Here is a 16,846-nt window from a genome sequence, read left to right on the forward strand (position 1 = left end):
TGAGTGAAAGTGAAAGCGCCGCCAGCTACAGGCGGAAACAGAAAAAGGTCAGGTCGTCGCGGCGCGGCTGCGCGCCTTGCCAGGCGCCGAAGTCGTGCAGCAGGGCCGCCGCCACTTCGCTGGCCGGCGCGGCGCGGCGCGCCAGCAGCTGCTCGCGCATGCGCCGCTTGCCATAGGCGATGTCGCGCGCGCCGCCGATCTGGTCGAGCAGGCCGTCGGTGGTGAGGAACAGCAGGCTGCCCGGCGCCACCTCAAGCACGTGGTTTTGCCAGGCGTGGCCGGCCGGGGTGTCGACATAGCCGACGCCCATGCGCGCGCCGTCCAGGCATTGCACTTCGTCCTGGCCGGGTGCCACCAGGTACAGCGACTGCTTCGCACCGGCGAAATGCAGCTGGCCCTTGGCCGCGTGGTAGCAGATAAAGGCGCAATCCATGCCGTCGTTCGAACCGGCGCCGTGGCTGGCGTGCGGCGTGGCGTCGTCCTGGCCCAGCAAAGTCTTGATGGCGCGGCTGACGGCGCCGATCAGGGCGGCCGGATCATGGGGGCCAAGGTCGCGCAGGGCCTGGCTCAGGGCCGAGGAGGCGATCAGGGTCATGAAGGCGCCCGGCACGCCGTGGCCGGTGCAGTCGGCCAGCGCGGCGAACCAGCCGCCCGCATGGCGTTCGAACAGGTAGAAGTCGCCGCCGACGACGTCGCGCGGTTGCCATTCCAGGTGGGCATCGGGCAGGGCCGCGCGCAGCTCGGCCGAGGACGAGCGCAGCAATGCCCGCTGGATCACGCTGGCGTAATCGATGCTGTGCATGATCTGGCGGTTTTTTTCGGCCTGCAAGGTGGCCACCACGTTCATCAGCTGCAAACCGAAGCCGACCCCGGCCAGCACGCCGTCTTCGGTGATGATAAAGCCGTCGGCCAGCGCCTTTTCACCGGCCTCGACGGCGCGGAAGGTCAGGTCTTCGATGCTCATGGCGGCATCGACGATCAGCGGCTCCTTGTCCATGAAGGCGATGCAGCTCTTCTTGCCATATACCTCATGATAAAAGGGCTTGGACATCTGCGACATGAAGATATTGCGGCTGATCAGGCCGATCGGGCGGTCCTGCTCGGTAACGGGCAAGCTCATCATGTCGCGCCGTTCGGTAAACAGTTCGAGCACCGCAAAGTTGTTGGCATCGGCCTGCACCGACTCGGTGGCGATGCACAAATCGGCCGCAACGGAAGAGCGGTAACGGGGAAGATGCAATCGAGAGGCGTTGAACTCCACGGGCGGCTACCTTTACATGACAATCGGCGCCTGCTTGCCACGGCGGCAAGGCGGCTGGCAAAAAGGCAATGTCGATATGGTAGCGTTTGAATATGACAGGATGATTACCAGCTTGCCAAACACGTATTTGAAATGGCTGCATGGCAAGCTTTGCGGTTCACGCCAGCTTGGCTGCCAGCGCGCGTGCCTGCGCCAGCCAGCGTGCCCTTTGTGCATCGCTTGAACCGAGCACGGGGCCGTAGCTGGCCACTTTCACCGGCTTGATGCCGCAAAATTCCAGCGTCGTCTTGCGCAGTTGATGAATGCCCGGCATGCGGTAGATCCAGCGGAAATACCACGGCGGCGTATCCATCGTCACCAGCAGCTGGGCCGTGCGGCCGGTCAGCAGCTGCGCCGGAAAGGCCTTGCCGGGACGGTATTTGAAGGCATAGCCGGGCAGGAACACGCGGTCGACAAAACCCTTCAGCAGGGCCGGCGCGCCGCCCCACCAGATCGGGTAGGCAAACACCAGGTGCTGGGCCCAGCTGATCGCTTCCTGCGCGGCCACGAGGTCCGCTTCCAGCGGCTGCACCTGGCGGTAGCCTTGGTGCAGGATGGGGTCAAACGCCAGCTGGCCCAGGTGCAACTCGCGCACCTCGTGGCCAGCGGTGCGCGCGGTGTCGAGATAGGCGCCGGCCAGGGCGGCGCAGAAACTGTCGTTCGATGGATGGCCGAGGATGACCAGGATACGTTTGCGCATCAGGGGCTTTCAGAAAATGAACAGCCCCCATGCTAAAGCCTGCCCCATGGGTCAGAGTCAAGTGCGTTGCAGGCAATCAATGATTTCCGCATCGATAGACTGCAGTTGCGCGTCGAGCTGTTGCAGACGGGTGATCTCCTGCTGCAGTTGCGCGCGCTTGGCTGCCAGATGCCGGCGCAGCGCGGCCCAGTCGGTAGCGTCGCCGGCCAGGATGGGCAGCAATTCGGCCAGCCGGAAGCCCAGCGCCTGCGCCTGGCGGATCAGGGTCACCTGCGCCAGGTCCTGCTGCGAGTAGCGGCGGTAAGCGCCGGTTCGCCGAACTTCACCCAGCAGGCCCAGCGTTTCGTAGTGGCGCAGGGCCTTGGGGGTGGCGCCCGTCAGGCGCGCCAGTTCTCCGATATACATGCGACTTCCTTCAAAAGTTGCCGCATCTTAGCGCACGCCAGGCATTGGGCCTTCAGGGCTTGCGTGGAGGAACTTTTTTTGCCGTGCAATCGGCGCAGGTGCCGTACAGCGACAGCGCGTGTTCATGCAGCACAAAGCCGCGCTCGGTGGCAATTTCGTGCTGGCGCAATTCGATGCCCTCGTCGACGAATTCATCGACCTTGCCGCAACCGGTGCACACCAGGTGGTCGTGGTGCTGGCCTTCGTTCAGTTCGAACACCGCGTGGCCCGATTCGAAATGGCGGCGAAACAAGATGCCCGCTTCGGCAAATTGCATCAGCACCCGGTAGATGGTGGCCAGGCCGACATCGATTTTTTCGGCCAGCAAGAGTTTATAGACATCGTCCGCACTCAGGTGCTTGATCGTTCCTTCTTGAAACAGCTGCAGAATCCGCAGGCGCGGTATGGTTACTTTCAGCCCCGATTCACGCAGTTCCCTCAATATATCCATGTCTCCCATCCCTTATATGAACGCAGGTAAGGGCGCATTATATCGCAAATGATAATAATTACTATTCTCATTTGTTGAATGAGTCCTGCCGGTATTACCTTGCAATGCGTCATTTTTTTGACCTGTGCAAGGAAAAAAGGGGCCTGTTTTATGCCTTCCAGCACTATTTGATGTGGATCAAAGTTTTTGCTGCACCGCACTCTTAGACTTCGCTGCGTTACTTAACGATAAAAAAGAGGGAAACAGAATGAAAAAGTCCGCAACTAAAGCAGCAATCGTTTTGGCCGCCATCGGCGCATTCGCCGGCAACGCAATGGCACAGGAAAGCCCATGGCTGGTCCGCGCCCGTGTGGTGCAAATCGATACGGCCAATAAATCTGCTCCTGTTGGTGGCGTCGGTGCATCCGACCGACTTCATGTCAGCGACAAAACGATCCCTGAAATCGATATCTCGTATTTCTTCACCCCGAACATTGCCGCTGAACTGATCCTGACCTACCCGCAAAAGCATGACGTCAAACTCGACGGCGCCAAGATCGGCACCTTCAAGCATCTGCCGCCGACCCTGTCGCTGCAATACCACTTCATGCCTGAGAAACAATTCAGCCCGTATGTGGGCGCCGGCGTGAACTACACCAATATCTCGGACGTGAAACTGCTCGGTGGCGCTGGTCGCCTGGAACATGACAGCTGGGGTTACTCGGTACAAGCCGGTGTTGACTACAAGCTTGACAAAAACTGGTCGCTGAACTTCGACGTCAAGAAAGTGCAGATCCAGAGCGACGTGTTCATCAGCGGCGCGAAAGTGAGCAAAGTCAAGGTTGATCCGTATCTGTTCGGCGTTGGTGTCGGCTACCGCTTCTGAGTTTTACCGTCATCGTCACGATCCGGCTGATTGCAGCCGGATTTTTTTTGCCCGTTTTTTCTCCCCGCCGCATACAATTTTATCTTTCTGATCAAGCGAGACCATCATGCCCTTGAGTTCCTATTTGAATACGCGTCCTGTTCTCGGGGACCGCGTCTACCTGCATGGCACGGCGCAAGTGATCGGCGACGTGCAAATTGGCGACGACTGTTCCATCTGGTGCAACAGCGTGCTGCGTGGCGACGTCAACCGCATCGTCATCGGCGAGGGCAGCAATATCCAGGATTTCTCGATGGGCCATGTGTCGCATAAAAATGCCGCCAAGCCCGACGGCTCACCCCTTACCATCGGCAAATACGTGACCATCGGCCATTCGGTGATCCTGCACGGCTGCAGCATCGGCGACGAATGCCTGATCGGCATGGGCAGCATCGTGATGGATGACGTGGTAGTGGAGAAAAACGTGATGCTGGGTGCCGGCAGCCTGGTGTCGCCCGGCAAGGTGCTGGAAAGCGGCCACCTGTATGTGGGCCGGCCGGCCGCCAAGGTGCGCGCGCTGACCGAAGCCGAGATCGCGTACTTGCGCTATTCGGCCGAGCACTATGTGCGGGTGAAGAATAACTATCTGGAAGGCAAGGACGACGCCTGAGGCGCTTGGCTGTCGAGCTGCCGCAATTCCGGCCGCGCCGGCAGGTCCTGCGGCAGGCGCAAGCCTGATACCAGGCCCATGCGCTGCAACAGCAGCAAGGCCCACCATCCCGGGTCCCATTCGCCGGGAAACAGGCCCAGCCTGGCCGATCCCGGATAGGCGTGGTGGTTGTTGTGCCAGCATTCGCCCATGGTCAGCAAGGAACTGAAGCGGATATTCCTGCCTTGCACGGCGGCGCCGCTTACCTCGAAATGCATGCCGCCATGGTTGTGGGCGAAGTAACCGATCAGCCAGTGGCCGATCACGCCGGCACTGACTCGTGCGCATACGCCCCACCACACAAAGCCCCAGCCACCGCACAGAAAGAACAGTACGGCCCATGGCAGTTGCTGCGCCATGAAACTGGATTCCAGGAAGCGATAGAAACGGTCGTGCGCGATGCGCGGTTCGATGGCGATCCGCGGCGGCCGGGCCAGGATCAAACGGCAGTGCAGTTGCCACCAGCAATCGCGCCAGAAACCGCCGCCATGGCGCAAATAGGGATGGCAGTCGGGCTGGCGCTGCGCATAGTCGCGCAACTCATGCTGGCGCAGCAGGCCCAGCGGGCCACTCAGGCCCACCAGCACGCCCAGGTACACCAGCACGTGTTCCAGCCACAAGGGACAGCGGTAGCTGTCATGGATCAGCTTGCGATGGCTGCCCAGCGAGTGGCCGAACAGCAGCACCGTGGCCGTGCTGGCCACGAACAGCAGCAGCGCCGGCCAGCTGAAGGTGAGGGCGCCGCCGATCAGCGCGCCGGCCAGCATGGCGGTGAGCCACAGCGACTGAACTGGTGCGTAACGCACCACGCCATCGACGACGCTGTCAGGCCCATCCGCGCTGGCGCGGTGCGCCATCATTGCGCGGGCTTTTTCAAGGCCGCCGATTCGCGTTTCAGGCCACGCGCGACCGGGCAGATTTCAAAGGCGAAGTTGTTGAGGGTGTTGATCAGATGGTCCTGGTTCAAGCGGTACAGCACGAACTGGCCTTGCCGTTCACTGCTGACCAGGCCGGCATTTTCCAGCACCGACAAATGGCGCGAAATGGCCGGTGCGCTCATCGCAAAGCGCGCCGCCAGCTCGGAAGTGCTCAGCTGGGCTTCGGACAGATAGGCGAGTATCTGGCGCCGCGCCGTCGACGCCAGTGCTTCAAAGATCTTATCTGCCTGCATGATGATTCCCCGATCTTTTCACATATTAACTAATTCGTTAATAGTTTAATCGAAAAAATGGCGAAGTCAAGCGTGCCATGTGTGCTCAAGGATGGGCCGGACAGCAAGGCGCCGGCCCCGGTCATCAGGCCTGCGGGCCGGCTCCAGGCTGGGTGTACTTGTCGAAGTTGTTGATGTAGTCGTTGAAGTTGTCGGTCAGCATGCGCTTGTACTGTTCCGTGAAAAAGGCGATGGCGCCGTCCTTTTCCTGCTGCATTCTGGCGGCATCGCCCTTGCTGGCGATCAGGAAGGCATTGAAGCGGGCGGCGGCGTACAGCAGCGAGGTGGCCACTTCATTGCCGGTGTTTTGCGTGCATTGTTCGTTGGCCAAGGCAATGATCTGGTCTGCGCGTTCCCAGAATTCCGGGCCTGTTCTTGGTGTGCTCATACGGCTCCTCATGAAAGTGCGTGCCAGTCTACACAGCGCGCCGGCCACTGTCCAGCAACTGCCCGGCCGGCACGCCACGTTGATGGTGAAATGCCAGTTACTCCTCCAGCGTCGCTTCCAGCAAGTCGATCTCGCGCAGCAGGCGCAGGTGGATGGCGTCGTCCAGTTCCCCCGAAATGCGGCGGCGGAACAGTTCATCGCGTTCGGCATTGAGCGCTTCGAGGCGCAGCGAGCGCTCGGCCCTGGCCAGTTCCTGCATCCGCGCCGCTTCGTCGTTGCTGCTCTCGCCATATGCCATGCGGCGCCGGTAGGCTTCGATCAGGCGATTGGCCGCTTCGGTGACGACTTGTTCCTTGCCGTCGGCGCCAATGCCGGCGCAGACTTTTTCCAGCCGCGCCACGGCCGCTTCGGCGGCGGCCGAGCGTGCGTTGCGCTCTTCGCTGGAGCGGCGCGCCGGTGGCGCGAACACCAGGCCTTTGGTCAATAGCGGCAAGGTGACGCTGGCCAGTATCAAGGACAGCAGAATCACCCCCATGGCCAGGAAAATCACCAGGTCGCGCGCGGGGAAGCGCGTGCCGTCGGGCAGGAACAAGGGCAGGGTCAATATGCCGGCCAGGGTCAGCGCGCCGCGCACGCCGGCAAACGAGGCCACCAGCAGCAAACGCAGGCTGGGACGCGCCAGCGAGACGTTGTCTTTCGTGTCCGATCCCAGGCTGGCCTTGTCGGCCTTTTTCTGCTGCTTGAACAGGGTCAGCTTCATCGAGATGGCGACCCAGATAAAACGCATGAAGGTCAGTCCCACCGTGATGGCTACCACGTACAGCGGCAGTTTCCAGGCGCTGCCGGCGCCCACTTCGGCCGAGGCCGCCTGCAGGCTGGAGATGGTGGTCGGCAATTGTGCACCCAGCATCACGAAGATGACGCCGTTCAGCACCAGTTGCACGGTGTCCCAGACTGCCTTGCGCTGGGTGCGCGTGGCGGCCAGCGGACGGCCGATCAGGTCGGCGTAATGCATCGACACGCCGGCCGTGGCAGCGGCCAGGATGCCGGAGCCATGGATCTGCTCGGCGCCAAGATACGCCGCAAACGGAATCAGGATGCTGATCAGGATTTGCAGGCCTGGCTCTTCGCCGACCTTGCTTACCAGCCACTTGTTGGCCAGGCCCACGCCCCAGGAAATCGCCAGGCCGATGACGATGCCGCCGCCCGCTTCCTGCAGGAAGCTCAACGACGCCGCGCCGATCGAGAAGCCGCCCGTCATCATGGCGCCGACGGCAAACGTGAAGCACACCAGGCCGGAGGCGTCATTGAGCAGCGACTCGCCTTCGAGAATATGCATCAGGCGCGGCGGAATCGGATTGCCGGCCGCAATCGCCGACACGGCCACCGGGTCGGTCGGCGACAAAATGGCGCCCAGCGCAAAGGCGACTGCCAGCGGCACGGTGGGGATCAGCCAGTCGATGAAAAATCCCATGCCCAGCACCGTGAACAGCACCAGGCCGATGGCCAGCATCAGGATCGAGCGCGCATCGGAAAAAAACGCGCCCTTGGGGATGCGCCAGCCATCGAGGAACAGCAGCGGGGGAATGAACAGCAGAAAGAAAATATCGGGGTCGAGTGGCAGTTGCAGGCCGCACAGGGCCAGGCCCGTGCCGCCGGCGATCTGGATCAGGGGCAGCGGCAGCTTGACCCAACGCGAGCGGGCGATAAAGCCGCACAGGACGACGGTCAGGACCAGGACGAGGATGATGGTAACGGTATGCATGAAGGAAGGGGGCTGGTGCGTGCAGAAACGACGATTATAAGTCGCCGCACCCGCTTGCCGCTGTGCGCTTGCCAACAGCCAGTAGCTTTGCTTGCATACAACAAGTCGCAATCCGCGTAAAATTCTGCCTTTGGCGCCCACCGCCTGTGCAACTGTTATCTGAAAGATCTTTTTGTTCAAGAAAATCTGTACCGGCCTGCTGATATTGCTGGGCCTGCTTGTGGTTGCCGCCTGCGCCATTTACGCCGCTTACTGGCGTCCCGCGCTCGCGCCCATCAATCCGCCGTCGCCCGCCTTGTTTTCTGCCCAGTCCATCGAGCAGGGCCGCATCCTGGCCGGCATGGGCAATTGTGCTGCCTGCCATACGGTCAAGGGTGGCGCGGCGTATGCGGGCGGGCGCGGCATGGCCACGCCATTCGGCACCATTTACGCCACCAATATCACGCCCGATCCGCAGACCGGCATCGGCCGCTGGTCGCAGCAAGCGTTCCAGCGCGCCATGCGCGAGGGCGTGGCGCGCAACGGCGAGCATCTGTTTCCGGTGTTTCCCTACACGCATTTTGCGCTGGCCAGCGATGCCGACATTGCCGCCCTGTATGCCTGGTTCATGACGCGCCCGCCCGTGTATGCGGCCACGCCAGCCAATACCGTGCCGTTTCCCTTCAACCAGCGCGCCCTGCAGGCGGGCTGGAAATTGCTGTTTTTCAGGCCTGGCAGTTTGCCGGGCAATCGTGCGCAAGGCGCCGACTGGAATCGCGGCCGCTATCTGGCCGAAGGGCTGGCCCATTGCGCCGCCTGCCATACGCCGCGCAATGCGCTGGGCGCGGAAATTCAGGGTTCGGCCTACCAGGGCGCCGCCATCGACCACTGGTATGCGCCGCCGCTGACGGCGGCCAACACGGCGCCGCTGCCGTGGACCAGGGACGAGCTGTACGCCTTCCTGCGCACCGGCGCCACCGCGCTGCATGGGGTGGCGGCCGGGCCAATGTCGGAGGTGGTGCACGAGGGCATGGATGCTTCGCCTGACGCCGATATCCGCGCGCTGGCGGCCTATTTTGCCGACCTGGGCAGGCCGCAGGACAAGGTCGCGCCGCCGGTCGATGCGGCCTCGGTGATAGCGGCCGGCATCAAGCGCTCGCAAAAGGTCGGCATGATCGACAACGACCGTGGCGCCAGCCTGTACGTGGCTGCCTGCGCTTCCTGCCACTCGAACAGCGACGGCCAGCCTTCGCTGCTGCGCCCTGAACTGAGCCTGAACAGCGCCGTCAGCGCGCCTGACCCGTCCAACCTGATCCAGGTGATCCTGCATGGCGTGGGCAAGGACGAGGGCCTGCGCGGCGTGCTGATGCCGGCCTTTGCCCACTCGCTGTCGGACGCCGACATTGCCCAGCTGGCGGCCTATCTGCGCCGCAGCCGCAGCCACCAGCCGGCCTGGAGCAACCTGGAAGCGACAGTGGCGCGTGTGCGTGCCGGCAAGTAAATCTTCAAGAAAGCAAGCTCATGCATCATTTGACCATCAATGGCCTGCCGTTTTCTGCCGATGTCGACGCCGAAACACCCCTGCTGTGGGTGCTGCGCGACGAAGCCAGATTGACAGGCACCAAGTTTGGCTGCGGCATCGGCCTGTGCGGCGCCTGCACCGTGCATGTCGATGGCCGCGCCGTGCGCTCGTGCATCACGCCCGTGTCGGCCGTGGCAGGCTCGGCCGTCACCACCATCGAAGGCCTGTCGCCAGGCGGCAAGCATCCCTTGCAGCAAGCCTGGATCGCCACCCAGGCGCCGCAGTGCGGCTATTGCCAGTCGGGCCAGATCATGCAGGCGGCCACCTTGCTGCGCGACTATCCGCAGCCGACCGACGCCAATATCGACGCCGTGATGAGCGGCAACCTGTGCCGCTGCATGGCCTATGTGCGCATCCGCAAGGCGATCAAGCTGGCCGCCGCCATGCAGGAGAAGGCCGATGCTTAAGCTGCCGAAAGACAAGAACGCTGCCGCGCCCAGCCTTCCGGGACGGCGCGGCTTCCTGATCGCCGCCGCCGGCACCGGTTTTACCCTGGCCTTTTTGCGCGCCGACAGTTCCATGGCGGCCGGCAAGGCCAGCGTGCCGGCTGCGGCGCCGGTCGCACCCGTGTTCGATCCCACCATCTGGTTCGGAATCGACCGCCAGGGCGTCGTTACCGTGAATATCGCCAAGGCCGAAATGGGCCAGCATATTGGCACGGCGCTGGCGCGCATCGTGGCCGACGAGCTCGAAGCGGACTGGAGCAAGGTCCGGCTGCACTATGTGGACAGCGATCCCAAGTGGGGCCTGATGGTGACCGGCGGCAGCTGGTCGGTGTGGCAGAATTTCGAACCGCTGAGCCGGGCAGGTGCGGCCGGCCGCATTGCACTGATCGAAGAGGGCGCGCGGCTGCTGCGCGTGCCGGTTGCGACCTGCACGGCAAAGCTGGGCGTGGTGCACGGACGTGGCCGCTCAATCAGCTATGGCGAGATCGTGCGGCGCGGCAAGCTGGGCCGGCACTACACGCCCGAACAACTGAGCGCCATGGTGTTGAAGACGCCGCAGCAGCGCAGCCTGGTCGGCCAGGCCGTGCAGGCGCTGGACGTGCCGTCGAAAACCAACGGCAAGGCAATCTACGGTATCGATGCCGAGATCGAAGGCATGGTGTATGCGCGGCCCAAGATCCCGCCGACGCGTTACGGCTCGAAGGTATTGTCGATCGACGATACGGCGGCGAAAAAGATCAGGGGCTATCTGAAAGCCGAAGCCCTGGTCGACCCCAGCGGCACGGTGCCGGGCTGGGTCATGGTGTATGCGGAAAGCTATGCGGCCGCCAGCCGCGCGGCCGAGCTGGTCCAGGTGAAATGGCGCGCCGGGCCGGCAGCCCATGTGTCGGAACAGGATATTTTGCATTACGGCAGCAGGCAGATCGCCGACCCGAGCCTGGGCGCGCGGGTGGTCGACGACGATGGCGTGGAGCAGGCGTTTGCCGACGCCGGCCTGAGCCTGGAGCGCCAGTACACGACGGCCACGGTGCTGCATTTCCAGCTCGAACCGGTCAACGCCACGGCGCAGGAAATCGATGGCGTCTGGCATATCCATGCCGGCACGCAATGGCAATCACTGACCCTGCCGGTGCTGGCGAAGGCGCTGCAGGTGCCGGAAAGCCAGGTGGTGCTGCATACGTATCTGCTGGGTGGCGGCTTTGGCCGGCGCCTGAACGGCGACTATTGCATCCCGGCCGCGCTGGGCGCCAAGGCGTTGGGGCGGCCCGTGAAAATGATCTGTTCGCGGGTCGACGATGCGCGCTTCGATTCGCCCCGTTCGCCGTCGGTGCAGCACCTGCGCATGGCGTTTGATGCCTCAGGCAAGGTCACCGCCATGCAGCACGACGCCAGCGCCGGCTGGCCCACGCAGGCCATGATTCCTGCCTTTTTATCGAAAGACAAGCAGGGCCGCCCCTACGATCCGTTCGCGATCGCCGGCGCCGACCACTGGTACACGGTCGGCGCGCAGCGCGTGCGCGCGATTTCCAACGACCTGGCCAACAGTACTTTCCGGCCGGGCTGGCTGCGTTCGGTGGGGCCGGGCTGGACCAACTGGGCGGTGGAGAGTTTTATCGACGAAGCGGCGCAGGCAGCCAAGGTCAATCCGCTCGATTTTCGTTTGTCGCTGCTGCAGGCCACGGGCCGCAACGCGGGCAGCGCGCCGAACGCTGTCGGCGGCGCGCAGCGCCTGGTGCAAGTGCTGCTGCGTGCGGCGGAAAAAGCGGGCTGGGGCAAGGCCATGCCGAAAGACACGGGCCTGGGGATCGCCGCCACCTTTGGCCAGGAACGCGACATGCCGACCTGGACCGCTTGCGTGGCGCGGGTGCGCGTCGACCGCAATACGTGCATGGTGCAAGTCGAGAAACTGACCATGGTGATCGATGCAGGCACCATCGTCGACCCCGACGGTGCGCTGGCGCAGGCCGAAGGCGGCGCGCTGTGGGGCGTGAGCATGGCGATCCACGAAGGCACGGCTTTCTTGAACGGCGAAGTGCGCGACACCAACCTCACCAGCTATACGCCGCTGCGCATCGCCGACGTGCCCGAACTCGATATCGAATTTATCCAGAGCACCGAGGCGTCGACTGGCATGGGTGAGCCGCCCACCACGGTGGTGGCGCCGGCGATCGCCAACGCCATTTTTGCCGCCGTCGGTGCGCGGGTGCGGCACCTGCCTATCCGCCCCGAAGCCGTGCTGAAGGGATTGGACCGCTACGGCGCGGTTTGACCCTGGCGGCGAATTTGCTACACTGGGCTTGTGGCCTGGCGCTTGACCATCGGGCTCATCTTGAGTGGAGGCAACCATGCAAGAACAATTTGTCAGCATTACGGCCGATGAACTGCAGCTCGACGGGGTATTGGTGTTGCCGGAGCGACCGGTTGGCGTGGTGCTGTTTGCGCATGGGGCCAGCACCGGCGGTGGCTATCAGAGTGCCGCCACGCAAGCGACCGCCAGCGATTTCGTGCGCGCCGGCCTTGCTACACTTTGCTTTGACCAGGCCGGCGTGGTTCCTGGCGGCGGCGAAGGCGGTCACAGGTATTTCGTGCACGCCGATATCGTCCAGCTGGCGCGCCAGCTGGAAAAAGCGCTGGGCTGGCTGCGCATCGACCCCTCCACGCGCGCGCTGCCGTGTGGCCTGTACGGCCATGGCGCCAGCGCGGCGGCAGTGATGCAGCTGGCCGCCTGGCGCGGCAGCGAACTGGCGGCCTTGGCCGTGTGCGACGCGCAGGTGGAACTGGCCGGCAAGGCTGCTCTCGACAATGTGCGCGTACCCTCGCTACTGATCGTCAGCGGACGCGACCCCGACGTGGCCGGCCTGAACCGCATGGCGTTTGCCGCGCTGCGTTGCGACAAGCAACTCGAACAGATCGCCGCACCCGGCAGCAGCGAAGCACGCCACCAGGCCGCGATGCTGGCCTGCGACTGGTACACTCGCCATTTCAACGGTCATGCCAGCCCGTCATCTTGACATCCATCTTGGCGTGTTACAGTCTTTGTTGCGCAAGTGTTATCCAATAAATTTGCAGAGAATATAGTAAACATTGTCTTGGTCGTTATAGCGGCGCGATTCTGGCTGGTAAGCGGTGCGCAGGTCGATGTTAAAAAGACTTTCGATAATTTTTTTTCAAAAGAATTCTATGTAGTAATGTCTATGTTCGTAAATTTAAAAGGTGGAGCATGCCTGAAAAAATAAATAAAGATCGGCCTGGAGTCGCTTTTGAAAAGCTTGTTGCCGCTATGCAATCCAGAATTGACCCTACGTCTCAAGTGACGCACAACGAGAATATTGTTGATCGTCTAGGGCATTCTCGGCAGTTTGATGTGGTCATACGTGGGATGTTTGCTGCGCAAAAAATGCTTGGGGTAATCGAGTGCAAGGATATGCGAAGAAAGGTTGGGAATCCTGATGTCGATGCGTTTGCCACAAAAGCAAGAGATGTCAACGCGAACTTTAAAATTCTAATGTCGCGTTCCGGCTTCACGAAGCATGCTCTTGAAAAATGCGCTGATTACGGTATTGGTGCAATATCGCTGCTTGAAAAAGACCCAGTTAATAAGAAATTTTTCTTGGGTACACGCTTGACCGCCGATTTCACAAGATGGTTGCAGTTTTCATTGTCACTTTCTTTTGTCGATCCAGAAGATAATGAACTGATGTTCTCTATCGACCAACCGGAAATAAAGAATAAGCGCATTGTCGATGGATGCACGAACTATCTCTTAGATAACGAGGAAGTATACAAAGATTTAAGTGGTATTTTTGGTATGTCTGCTGTTTTCGATGTCCCGCAGATGGTTATGGTTTCTCCAGGTGTTGAACGTCTATGCACAGGCCTGTCGTTTAAGGTTGAACGGACCTACGAGCGCTTGGAATATAGAGTGGGAATCACAGGGGAAGGTTTTTTTGACTGGAAATCCAAGGAAGTGACATTTCCACCTGGGGCGATGATTCTGACAGAGGGAGCTCCAATGGACTTTTCTCTTTGGAAACCAAGATCAGATGATACTTGGAAAAAATCAGACTTCTTTGAAATGCATGTTGAGGCGAGTTCAGGAAGCTTTAAGCGTATTGATGGCGCACTAGATCTGAATTTTTTGTGAAAATCCAATCATAAATTTTTTCGCCAAATACTTATCTTCAGAGCGCTGACATGAGGCTTCATCGTTTGATTAGTGCAGTAATTCTTGAGATATGGAGAGCAACTCAAATTATTTTGCAACGCGATACGACAGAAAAATTTAAAATTGCCATCGGCTATCACCTCTTCGCAGGCATGGCGGTGGTATAGCGTTGCAGCGGACACCACTTATAGATCATAAACGCTCATGCTCCAGTAGCGGCTGCCGTGCCTAGTGCGGGCAATCCACCCCAATGCCTGAAGCTCCTTGCCGATCAGGCGATTCATGATGCCATGGCCGACCAGCAGCACCGGGCCATCCAAGGCCAGCGCAATGAGCTGCCGGGCGGCGGCCTTGGCACGGTGTTGCGTGTCCTTGAGGGAAGCAGATCCTCGCGAATAGCCGAAGAACCACCATATTCGAAAAATCGCAGCCCAGGCCGCAGGTGGCAGCCAGGGGGCTCGCCAGAGCGCAAATGGAAGCTCTGCCTCGGAAAAAACAGCATCTTCCAAGAATGTCGGCTTATCCAGTGCCCTTGCCGACGACAAGGCCCTCGGTGCGGTACTCGCTACCATGGTCAAGGCAGACATCGCTGCCATGGCGCTCTCTGCGGGTATATCCGCGGCCTCGACCTCAGCCTGATTGTAGCGCGCTATCCACTGGGCCATTTCTTGCGGGGCTATCCACCGCGTCCTGGCGAGTAGCGGCTTGCCGTGTCGCATCAACGTTATTTGCATGTGCAGTCAGTTCTTCCATGCGGCAGACTGGAGGAGGATGTCCTCCTCCGCTATCTTATGCTGCCAGACTGCGCAAATTGCGCGCATGGAAGCGCAGATGGTCTTCGACAAAAGTGGAAATGAAGTAGTAACCATGGTCGTAGCCTTCGTGGCGGCGCAGCTCCAATGGCTGGCCGGCGTCGCGGCAGGCCGCTTCGAACACTTCCGGGAACAGCTGGTCCGGCAGGAACTTGTCGGCCAGGCCCTGGTCGATCAGTATGCCATCAGGAAACGGCACGCGCTGACCTTGCAACTTGCCGATCAGCGCGCTGGCGTCGTACTGCTGCCAGGTGCTTTCATCGCTGCCCAGGTATCCCGTAAAAGCCTTTTTGCCCCATGGGCATTGCGAGGGCGCGGCGATCGGCGCAAAGGCCGATACCGAGCGGAACAGGTCAGGGTTGCGCAGGGCCAGTACCAGCGCGCCGTGGCCGCCCATCGAGTGGCCGAAGATGCCGGTGCGTTGCGGATCGATATTCAGTTGCGTTTCCAGCAGTGCGCGCAATTCCAGGATATAGCTGTACATGCGGTAATGCGCGCTCCATGGCGCTTCGGTAGCATCGACATAAAAGCCGGCGCCGGCGCCGAAGTCCCAGGCATCCGTTTCGCCGGCGATATTGGCGCCGCGCGGGCTGGTATCGGGCGTGATCAATATCAGGCCTTCTTCGGCCGCCACGCGCTGGGCGCCGCCCTTGATCATGAAGGTTTCTTCGGTGCAGGTCAGGCCGGCCAGGTAAAACAGGGCGGGGGATGTGCTTGTCTTGCTCGCCGCGCTGGCCGGGATAAACACCGAGAAACGCATCGGCAAGCCTATCGCTTGCGCATCGTGGCGATAAAAGCGTTGTACGCCGCCAAAGCAGGCATGTTCACTCAACAGTTCCAGCATGAATTCTCCTTGTCAATTGCATAGTATAGCCAGAGTGAAGAAGTGTTGTAGTACGGTCATTTAAATTACGATCGACATTTATATAAAAGTGGTCTATGCTTCAAATATTATGCATATCATTTAACCTTCCAGGAGAAATCATGTCCATGCAATACACCACATTTGGCCGACGCACGGGCGTGCGCGTGTCGCAACTGGCTTTGGGTACCGGCAATTTCGGCACGGGCTGGGGCTACGGTTCCGAGCGCGAGGAAGCAAAAAATGTGTTCGATGGCTACGTTGACGCAGGCGGCAACTTCATCGATACGGCCGACACTTACCAGGTGGGGCAGTCCGAGCAGCTGGTGGGCGAGTTTATCGCCGCCGACCGCGACCACTTCGTGCTGGCCAGCAAATACACCTTGGGTAGCGCGCCCAATGCCGGTTTGTCGCGCACGGGCAATAGCCGCAAGACCATGATCCAGTCCGTCGAAGCAAGCCTGAAGCGGCTCAATACCGACCGCATCGACCTGTACTGGGCACATTTCAGCGACGGCGCCACGCCGATGGACGAGATCATGCGCGCGTTTGACGACTTGGTGCGTTCGGGCAAAATCCTGTATGCGGGCCTGTCGAACTTTCCCGCCTGGCGGGTGGCGCGCGCCGACATGATGGCCGAGCTGCGCGGCTGGGCGCCATTGATTGGCGTGCAAACCGAATACAGCCTGGCCGAGCGCAGCGCCGACCGCGACCTGCTGCCGATGGCCGAAGCGCTGGGGCTGGGCGCCGCACTATGGTCGCCGCTGGGCGGTGGCTTGCTGACCGGTAAATACCGCGACAGCCGCGAAGGCCGGCTGACGGGTTTTGGCGGCGTGCTGGTGCGTACTGAGCAGGGTGCGCGTGAAACCGCCACGGTCGATGCCGTGCTGGCAATCGCCGGCGAGCACGAAGTGGCGCCAGTGCAAGTGGCGATTGCCTGGCTGCTGGCCAAGGCCGGCAAGTCCAGCACGGCGCTGGTGCCCATCCTCGGTTCGCGCACGCGCGCGCAGCTTGACGCCACGCTCGGTACGCTGGCGCTGGTCTTGACGCCGCAGCAGCTGCAGCGGCTGGACACGGCCAGCGCGATTGCGCTTGGTGCACCGCTGGAAGCGATTGCCAACAGCGCGGCCGGCATCACCGGTGGCCAGGGCCAGTTGCTGCGCGCGCCGTTCTTGCCGGTGGCCTGAGC

General features: G+C 61.3%; 18 protein-coding genes. 8 read left to right on the forward strand and 10 right to left on the reverse strand.

Annotation, left to right across the window (positions count from 1 at the left end; all coding sequences use genetic code 11):
* Positions 1 to 25: 25 nt before the first annotated feature.
* The 4 genes from AC0Z42_RS08230 to fur all read right to left on the reverse strand — a co-directional run bounded on the left by AC0Z42_RS08230 (position 26) and on the right by fur (position 2,895).
* Positions 26 to 1,240 carry a SpoIIE family protein phosphatase gene (locus AC0Z42_RS08230; protein WP_485467730.1) on the reverse strand — a complete coding sequence of 405 codons (1,215 nt, stop codon included), beginning with the start codon at positions 1,238 to 1,240 and terminating at the stop codon, positions 26 to 28.
* Positions 1,241 to 1,418: 178 nt separating this feature from the next.
* A complete protein-coding gene (locus AC0Z42_RS08235) occupies positions 1,419 to 2,000 on the reverse strand; it encodes an NAD(P)H-dependent oxidoreductase (RefSeq protein WP_485467731.1) in 582 nt (193 codons plus the stop codon).
* Positions 2,001 to 2,057: 57 nt separating this feature from the next.
* Positions 2,058 to 2,405: a MerR family transcriptional regulator gene (locus AC0Z42_RS08240; RefSeq protein WP_485467732.1), complete on the reverse strand. Its 348-nt coding sequence runs from the start codon at positions 2,403 to 2,405 to the stop codon at positions 2,058 to 2,060.
* Positions 2,406 to 2,457: 52 nt separating this feature from the next.
* A complete protein-coding gene (fur, locus tag AC0Z42_RS08245) occupies positions 2,458 to 2,895 on the reverse strand; it encodes a ferric iron uptake transcriptional regulator (protein ID WP_485467733.1) in 438 nt (145 codons plus the stop codon).
* Positions 2,896 to 3,142: 247 nt separating this feature from the next.
* On the opposite strand from fur, the gene AC0Z42_RS08250 reads away from it, so the two are divergent.
* The gene (locus AC0Z42_RS08250) at positions 3,143 to 3,760 is read left to right on the forward strand and encodes an OmpW/AlkL family protein (protein WP_485467837.1); all 618 of its coding nucleotides are present in this window, start codon (positions 3,143 to 3,145) and stop codon (positions 3,758 to 3,760) included.
* A gap of 106 nt (positions 3,761 to 3,866) precedes the next feature.
* Positions 3,867 to 4,409, forward strand: coding sequence for a gamma carbonic anhydrase family protein (locus AC0Z42_RS08255; RefSeq protein WP_485467734.1), 543 nt, complete (start codon positions 3,867 to 3,869; stop codon positions 4,407 to 4,409).
* Here AC0Z42_RS08255 and AC0Z42_RS08260 read toward each other — a convergent pair.
* From AC0Z42_RS08260 to AC0Z42_RS08275, 4 genes are all read right to left on the reverse strand, one after another.
* Positions 4,382 to 5,308, reverse strand: a complete 927-nt coding sequence (locus AC0Z42_RS08260) for an acyl-CoA desaturase (RefSeq protein WP_485467735.1) — start codon at positions 5,306 to 5,308, stop codon at positions 4,382 to 4,384. The two genes, AC0Z42_RS08255 and AC0Z42_RS08260, sit on opposite strands and share 28 nt — an antisense overlap.
* Positions 5,305 to 5,619 carry a metalloregulator ArsR/SmtB family transcription factor gene (locus tag AC0Z42_RS08265; RefSeq protein WP_485467736.1) on the reverse strand — a complete coding sequence of 105 codons (315 nt, stop codon included), beginning with the start codon at positions 5,617 to 5,619 and terminating at the stop codon, positions 5,305 to 5,307. The genes AC0Z42_RS08260 and AC0Z42_RS08265 overlap by 4 nt, the downstream gene beginning before the upstream one ends.
* A gap of 124 nt (positions 5,620 to 5,743) precedes the next feature.
* Entirely contained in the window at positions 5,744 to 6,046 is a 303-nt protein-coding gene (locus tag AC0Z42_RS08270) for a DUF3144 domain-containing protein (RefSeq protein WP_485467737.1), read from the reverse strand.
* A gap of 97 nt (positions 6,047 to 6,143) precedes the next feature.
* On the reverse strand, positions 6,144 to 7,811 hold the full coding sequence (locus AC0Z42_RS08275; RefSeq protein WP_485467738.1) for a Na+/H+ antiporter: 1,668 nt from the start codon (positions 7,809 to 7,811) through the stop codon (positions 6,144 to 6,146).
* 172 nt (positions 7,812 to 7,983) lie between these two features.
* On the opposite strand from AC0Z42_RS08275, the gene AC0Z42_RS08280 reads away from it, so the two are divergent.
* The 5 genes from AC0Z42_RS08280 (at position 7,984) to AC0Z42_RS08300 (ending at position 13,962) form a co-directional block, all read left to right on the forward strand.
* Positions 7,984 to 9,291, forward strand: a complete 1,308-nt coding sequence (locus AC0Z42_RS08280; protein WP_485467739.1) for a c-type cytochrome — start codon at positions 7,984 to 7,986, stop codon at positions 9,289 to 9,291.
* 20 nt (positions 9,292 to 9,311) lie between these two features.
* The gene (locus AC0Z42_RS08285) at positions 9,312 to 9,779 is read left to right on the forward strand and encodes a (2Fe-2S)-binding protein (RefSeq protein ID WP_485467740.1); all 468 of its coding nucleotides are present in this window, start codon (positions 9,312 to 9,314) and stop codon (positions 9,777 to 9,779) included.
* Positions 9,772 to 12,087 (forward strand): xanthine dehydrogenase family protein molybdopterin-binding subunit, encoded by a 2,316-nt coding sequence (locus AC0Z42_RS08290; RefSeq protein ID WP_485467741.1) that lies wholly within the window; start codon positions 9,772 to 9,774, stop codon positions 12,085 to 12,087. Before AC0Z42_RS08285 ends, AC0Z42_RS08290 begins: the two co-directional genes overlap by 8 nt.
* Before the next feature lie 76 nt (positions 12,088 to 12,163).
* Positions 12,164 to 12,829, forward strand: coding sequence for a dienelactone hydrolase family protein (locus tag AC0Z42_RS08295; protein ID WP_485467742.1), 666 nt, complete (start codon positions 12,164 to 12,166; stop codon positions 12,827 to 12,829).
* Positions 12,830 to 13,038: 209 nt separating this feature from the next.
* Positions 13,039 to 13,962 carry a restriction endonuclease gene (locus AC0Z42_RS08300; RefSeq protein ID WP_485467743.1) on the forward strand — a complete coding sequence of 308 codons (924 nt, stop codon included), beginning with the start codon at positions 13,039 to 13,041 and terminating at the stop codon, positions 13,960 to 13,962.
* 206 nt (positions 13,963 to 14,168) lie between these two features.
* Here the strand turns inward: AC0Z42_RS08300 and AC0Z42_RS08305 are convergent, their stop codons facing one another.
* Both AC0Z42_RS08305 and fghA read right to left on the reverse strand, forming a co-directional pair.
* Positions 14,169 to 14,579: a histidine phosphatase family protein gene (locus AC0Z42_RS08305; protein ID WP_485467744.1), complete on the reverse strand. Its 411-nt coding sequence runs from the start codon at positions 14,577 to 14,579 to the stop codon at positions 14,169 to 14,171.
* A gap of 193 nt (positions 14,580 to 14,772) precedes the next feature.
* Complete coding sequence (fghA, locus tag AC0Z42_RS08310) at positions 14,773 to 15,639, reverse strand: S-formylglutathione hydrolase (RefSeq protein ID WP_485467745.1); 867 nt, start codon at positions 15,637 to 15,639, stop codon at positions 14,773 to 14,775.
* A 140-nt stretch (positions 15,640 to 15,779) separates the two neighbouring features.
* Here fghA and AC0Z42_RS08315 point away from each other — a divergent pair, with 140 nt between their 5' ends.
* On the forward strand, positions 15,780 to 16,844 hold the full coding sequence (locus AC0Z42_RS08315; RefSeq protein ID WP_485467746.1) for an aldo/keto reductase: 1,065 nt from the start codon (positions 15,780 to 15,782) through the stop codon (positions 16,842 to 16,844).
* Positions 16,845 to 16,846 lie beyond the last annotated feature (2 nt).

This window comes from Janthinobacterium sp. 1L-D-8-B-C4, assembly GCF_057291295.1.